The following is a 6,118-nucleotide window of genomic DNA, read 5'->3' on the forward strand; positions in this document are numbered from 1 at the left end:
TGCTCGCCCAACAGGATCACTAGGAGCAACCGGTGTGAGGGCACTCACCGGCGCGAATGCGATGCATCCCGGTCGCGGTGCGGTTGTACCGAGTGAACGAAAGGGAGCTGACCATGACTAGTGCAACCCGTCGCAACGACGCCGACATCACCGCTTTCGCGGCCTCACCGGAGCTCGCAGGAAACCTGCAGCGCGTGCTCGCCGATCTGATCGAACTGCACCTGCAGGGCAAGCAGGCGCACTGGAACGTGGTGGGCACCAACTTCCGCGACCTGCACCTGCAGCTGGACGAGCTCGTCGACTTCGCCCGCGTCGGTAGTGACACCATCGCCGAGCGACTGCGCGCTCTCGACGCCGTACCAGACGGTCGGTCGGACACCGTGGCAGCCACCACGACGTTGCCGCAGTTCCCGGCCTACGAGATCGCCACCGCTGAGGCGGTCGACCTGGTCACCGCGCGGGTGTACGCGGCGGTCGACACGATGCGTGCGGTGCACGACGACGTCGACGCCGAAGATCCGAGCACGGCCGACATCCTGCACCAGCTCATCGATGGCCTGGAGAAGCTCGCCTGGCTGATCAAGTCGGAGAACCGCAAGGTCTAAGGCGTGGCTCTCCGCCCCGTCAGATACCAGGTGTGCATGACGCTGCGGGATGGGCAGGAACGCGACCGCGCTCGACGCTCACGGCCGCGCCGATCCGGGTCGTCACGGTCAACACGCGCATCTGTCGCGAAGTGCTCTGCGCTTGATGTTGATTGCGGCCCGAGCCCCTGATCTCCAGTGCCACCGTCGGCACGCACGGGCCGCGTCGAGTCGGCGGGTTCATGCCGCCCGCCACCGCGCCGCCATCCCCGACCGCCCCGCATAGAGGGTAACTCCCACAAGATCAGTCGCTTGCTGGATAAATTTTCGAGACAGTCAATAACTGTTTGCCGCACCCCGGTCGAGGTGCCAGGCGGACCACGCCATATTGGCTGTAGCTAGTCTGACACGGAGTGTCGCCATTGCACCGGTTCCGACTATTCGGTGGTTTGTGGCGAAACGATACCCTTCAGCTGGCATTTTGATGGTTTCGAGATCTGTACGTGATGAAACAACGCTAATGCATACCATTCCCCCGATTATTTGCTAAACGTGCGTATTGCAGCGAAGGGGGCAGGCACTGACACGTTGAGCTGAGAGCGCCTTCAGGGGTGGTCACTTGCAGTTCACGTCAATAGCCATGCATATTTGCTGTCGAGTGAGTAAATTAACGACGCCGGATGACGGTGATGTCGAAAACTTCGGTCATGAACGAAAGAGGGACTCCCCCAATGAACAAGTGCAAAGGCACTCTGTTTCGCTCCATCGCGACGCGGGCTGTCATAGCGGTCATCCCGGCGGCGATGGTGAGCGCCTACGCCAGTGGGATCTTCGTATCGCCGCCCAGGATGGCTGCTTACGACTACATCCAGGTGGCGGAGATCACCCAGACGCCGAACACCATCGGCATGGCCGAGTCACCCCTCTACGGCATGTCGCAGGCCGACATCGACGCAACGCTGGACCAGCTGCAGTCGATCGGCGTGCAGAACATTCGCGTGTTCGTGCCATGGGGGCTCATCGAACAAACGGACAACACCTACGACTGGTCGCTCCTCGACAGGGTCATGTCAGCCGCGGCCGCCCGGAACATGGGCGTGATGGCCGAGGTCAACGGCACCCCGACGTGGGCGGGGCCAAACCCCGGTAACCCCGGGTTCCCCCTCGGGAGCGACACGCCCAACACCGCGGCGTTCGTCAACTTCATGCAGGCCTTCATGGCGCACCAATGGACCGTCAACGGCCCCACCTATGCCGATGTCGTCTCGGCGTACGAGATCTGGAACGAGCCCAACTACATCCAGTTCTCCAACCCCATCAGTCCCGAGGCTTACGCGTCGCTGCTGGCGGCGATATATCCCGCGATCAAGGCAGTCGACCCGTCGGCCACGGTCGTAGCCGGTGCCGTGGGCGCCACACAGGACAGCCCATTCACGATGGATCCGGTCGAATTCGTCCAGCGGATGCTCACCGCCCTCGGGCCCAACGCGCTGAATCTCTTCGATGCGTTGTCGATCCACCCGTATGGGGATCAGATTCCGTTCTCCGGGTCCTGCCCCACCTGCCCCGCCGGGATGCTGACGCCCCGCGAACAGGTCGAAGCCATCATGGCCATGATCGGCGACAAGAAGGTCTGGCTCAGTGAGTACGGCGTGGCCAGCACCGATGCCGCCGGCTATCAGCAGCAGGCGCAGTGGATCACGGATCTCCTCGACACCTGGCAGACCTACTCGCAAGCGGGGCCGGTCTTCATCTACACCGGCCGGGACTCCACGGGCACCGACCCCGGGGCCGACATGGGCGTCTGGACGGAGAGCGGTGGCGAGAAGGTCTACACGGTGAATGGGGTCACCTACACCGTCTCGCAGTTGCTTGCGCAGTGGATTGCCGCACACCCGATGCCGACCAACCCGGGCATCCCGATACTGAGTCCGATCGTGGCGCTGGTCCAGTCGGTCGTTGCAGGGGTGCAGGCCTTCGTGAATGCGATCGTCACCGCGATCACGAACTTCTTGGGTGGGTTCAGTGGCCTGGCCGGCGTGACCACATCCGCAGCGCCGTTGACGCTGAGGGTGGCATCGGTCGAATCGCCAGAGGCCGGGGCGGCAGGTACCGGGGAGGCAACCGCCGCGGACGCCAAGGGTGCCGAGGCGGCGTCGAAGGAAGCCGCGACGGAGAAGACCGCGACGGAGAAGACCGCGACGGAGGAAACCGCCACGGAGGAGGTCGCCACCGTGGCGACGGCTGCCGAGGCGACCGCCACGCCTGCACAGCCGGCCGTCGAGGAGACGGTAACGAAGACGGAGACGGAGACCACGGTGCCAGCCAAGGCCACCGAGACCGCCACGACCACCGAGCCGGCCAAGACTACCGAGACGACGGGATCGACCGAAACATCCACCGGTGCAACGACTCCCGGGTCGTCGCCGGAAACTGGCAAGCCCGACGAGGCAGGCAAGTCCGGTGACGCGGGCAAGTCGGCTGAGGCGGGGAAGTCCGGCGCCTCGGAGGGCCAGTCGAAGTCGGGCAAAGTTGCCGACCACGAGGACGGTTCCGGCCGACACGCACACGGCAAGGACGGTGGTGGCTCGGTCGAGATCAAGGCCAAGCCCGTACCCGTCACCGTGGGCGTCACGGCGGGTGCGGAAGGCGCGTCCGATTCGACCGGCGGTGCAACGAGCTAGGCGAGCGACTTCGCCTGCGTTCTGCAACCAGGGGCCCCCAACAGTGCGTTAGGGGCCTCTGGTTCGTCGGCGTTGAAGTGCCCTCGGTGAGATTCGAACTCACACTGGACGGGTTTTGAATCCGTTTCCTCTGCCAGTTGGGATACGAGGGCTCCGCTCGTGCGGTTTCCCACCATAGAGGATCGCCTGGAGGGCCCGTGACGGCCCCGAGGTCGCTGATCAGCGCCCGCCACGCGACAATGTGCACATGACCGGGCCAACGACCGACGCCGAGAAGCCGCGCCGTGTACTCATCGCCGAGGACGAAGCCCTCATTCGCCTCGACCTCGCCGAGATGCTTCGCGAGGAGGGCTACGACGTGGTCGGGGAGGCCGGCGACGGGCAGGAGGCCGTCGAGTTGGCCGAACGGCTCAAGCCGGATCTGGTGATCATGGACGTGAAGATGCCTCGCCGCGACGGCATCGACGCCGCCACTGAGATCGCCAGCAAGCGCATCGCCCCGATCGTGGTGCTCACCGCCTTCTCGCAGCGCGACCTCGTCGAGCGGGCCAGGGATGCCGGCGCTATGGCCTATCTGGTGAAGCCGTTCTCCATCACCGATCTGATTCCGGCCATCGAGGTCGCCATGAGCCGCTTCAGCGAGATCGCCGCGCTGGAAGCAGAAGTCGCCACGCTCACGGATCGGCTCGAGACCCGCAAGCTCGTCGAGCGCGCAAAGGGTTTGCTCCAGCAGAAGCAGGGGATGACCGAGCCCGAGGCATTCAAGTGGATTCAGCGCGCCGCCATGGACCGCCGAACGACCATGAAACGTGTTGCCGAAGTAGTGCTGGAAACGTTGGATGCGCCGGGCGACGGGTAACAACTGCGTTTCCGGACCCGCCATTTGACCCGCAGACACTGCGGATACGCAGGCCGCATTTCCCAACATGACGCACTACGGCCATGGGTTGGCTATGTTCTACCCGAAGCATCGGCGGGCGGCCGACGTGCGCTGCACGCTCGATGCCGATGACAACTCTGACTCGGAGGTGAAACGTGCGAGGTCGCGTGGCACGTAGTGCATTTGCTCTCGGTAGCGCGGGCTTGGTTGTGCTGGGCATTGCCGGCTGCAATCAGTCCGCCCCCGAACAGAACAAGTCCCAAGCCAACCTGAAGATCGTCGAGCAGGTTCAGATCGACGAAAACGGCGCCGAGGTGAAGACGGCCGGCGGTGCCGCACCCGCCGACGCAGCCGGGGACGGGAAGGCGACCTGCCCGCCGGTGTCGATCGCGATGGCCGGCGCCCTCACCGGTCCGGACGCCGCACTCGGCATCAACATCAAGAACGGCGTGCAGTTGGCCATCGACAAGCACAACGCCGCGAACCCCGGCTGCCAGGTGCAGTTGAAGCCGTTCGACACCGAGGGTGACCCGCAGAAGGCCACCGCCATCGCCCCGCAGATCGTCGACGATCAATACACCATCGGCCTGGTCGGGCCGGCCTTCTCCGGCGAGACCAAGGCCACCGGCACGGTGTTCGACCAGGCCGGCTTGGCCTCGGTCACCGCGTCGGCCACCAACGTCACGCTGAGCGAGAACGGTTGGAAGACGTTCTTCCGCGGCCTGGCCAACGACGGCGTGCAGGGTCCGTCGGTCGCGAACTACCTGAAGAACACGCTGTCCTACAAGAAGATCTGCGTCGTGGACGACAGCACCGACTACGGTCTCGGCCTGGCCACCGCCGTGCGCGAAACGCTCGGACCCGTTGCGGATTCGTCCTGCAACATCTCGGTGAAGAAGGGCGACAAGGACTTCTCGGCCGCGGTGACCCAGGTCAAGGGCGCCAACCCCGATGCGGTGTTCTACAGCGGCTACTACTCCGAGGCGGCCCCGTTCGTGCAGCAGCTGAAGGACGGCGGCGTCACCGCGACGTTCGCCAGCGCCGACGGCACCAAGGATCCGGAGTTCGTCAAGCAGGCCGGCGAGGCGTCCAAGGACGCCATCCTGGCTTGCCCGTGCGGTCCGGCCACCGGCTCGTTCGTCGACGAGTACACGAAGAAGTTCGGCGTGGAGCCAAGCACCTACAGCACCGAGGGCTACGACCTGGGCACCATCCTGCTGAAGGGCATCGATTCGGGTGCCATCACCCGACCGGCGCTGCTGGACTTCGTCAAGAACTACAACGGCCAGGGTGTGGCACGTAAGTACCAGTGGACGGACAAGGGTGAACTGACCTCGACGCTGATCTGGATCTACAAGGTTCAGTAGCCGTCCGAGACGAGGCACGTCCGAGACCGTAGGCCTCGGACGCGCCTCGTATCCGTAATCCACCAGGAGCCGCCGCCGGATGATCCAAGAGTGCGTCGAACAATTCGCCTGCCAGGCCGCCAACATCAACTTCAACGTCGATGGCCTTCTGAACGGCTTCTGGCAGTTGACCATCGACGGACTGTCGTGGGGCGCCATCTATGCGCTGGTCGCCGTCGGCTACACCCTCGTGTTCGGCGTGCTCCGGCTGATCAACTTCGCCCATTCCGAGATCTTCATGCTCGGCATGTTCGGCGCGTACTTCTGCCTGGACATGATCCTGGGATTCGCTCCGAGCGGTAACGCCTACAACAAGGGCGTCGCACTCACCATCCTGTACCTCGCGATTGCCATGCTGTTCGCGATGCTGGTGTCAGGGACGGCGGCGGTGGGGCTGGAGTTCATCGCCTACCGCCCGCTGCGGCGCCGCAACGCGCGGTCGCTGACCTTCCTGATCACCGCCATCGGAATGTCCTTCGTGCTCCAGGAATTCGTGCACTTCATCCTGCCGCAAATCATCAAGGGATACGGCGGATCGAACGCCCAGCAGCCGATCATCCTGGT

The 6,118-nt window shown here is 64.4% G+C and carries 5 protein-coding genes and 1 tRNA gene; 5 read left to right on the forward strand and 1 reads right to left on the reverse strand.

The window, feature by feature from the left end:
• Positions 1–113: 113 nt before the first annotated feature.
• Both QOC69_RS27225 and QOC69_RS27230 read left to right on the forward strand, forming a co-directional pair.
• On the forward strand, positions 114–605 hold the full coding sequence (locus tag QOC69_RS27225; protein ID WP_526445541.1) for a Dps family protein: 492 nt from the start codon (positions 114–116) through the stop codon (positions 603–605).
• A 710-nt stretch (positions 606–1,315) separates the two neighbouring features.
• The gene (locus QOC69_RS27230; protein WP_526445543.1) at positions 1,316–3,268 is read left to right on the forward strand and encodes a cellulase family glycosylhydrolase; all 1,953 of its coding nucleotides are present in this window, start codon (positions 1,316–1,318) and stop codon (positions 3,266–3,268) included.
• Positions 3,269–3,346: 78 nt separating this feature from the next.
• Here QOC69_RS27230 and QOC69_RS27235 read toward each other — a convergent pair.
• Positions 3,347–3,420: transfer RNA gene (locus QOC69_RS27235), tRNA-Leu, on the reverse strand.
• Between the two features lie 95 nt (positions 3,421–3,515).
• On the opposite strand from QOC69_RS27235, the gene QOC69_RS27240 reads away from it, so the two are divergent.
• From QOC69_RS27240 to QOC69_RS27250, 3 genes are all read left to right on the forward strand, one after another.
• The gene (locus QOC69_RS27240; RefSeq protein ID WP_526445545.1) at positions 3,516–4,127 is read left to right on the forward strand and encodes a two-component system response regulator PdtaR; all 612 of its coding nucleotides are present in this window, start codon (positions 3,516–3,518) and stop codon (positions 4,125–4,127) included.
• Between the two features lie 176 nt (positions 4,128–4,303).
• Entirely contained in the window at positions 4,304–5,515 is a 1,212-nt protein-coding gene (locus QOC69_RS27245; protein WP_526445547.1) for a branched-chain amino acid ABC transporter substrate-binding protein, read from the forward strand.
• A gap of 79 nt (positions 5,516–5,594) precedes the next feature.
• On the forward strand, positions 5,595–6,118 hold a 524-nt coding region (locus tag QOC69_RS27250), incomplete at its 3' end, for a branched-chain amino acid ABC transporter permease (protein WP_526445549.1).

Source organism: Mycobacterium sp., from assembly GCF_032162105.1.
Classification (GTDB): Bacteria; Actinomycetota; Actinomycetes; order Mycobacteriales; family Mycobacteriaceae; genus Mycobacterium.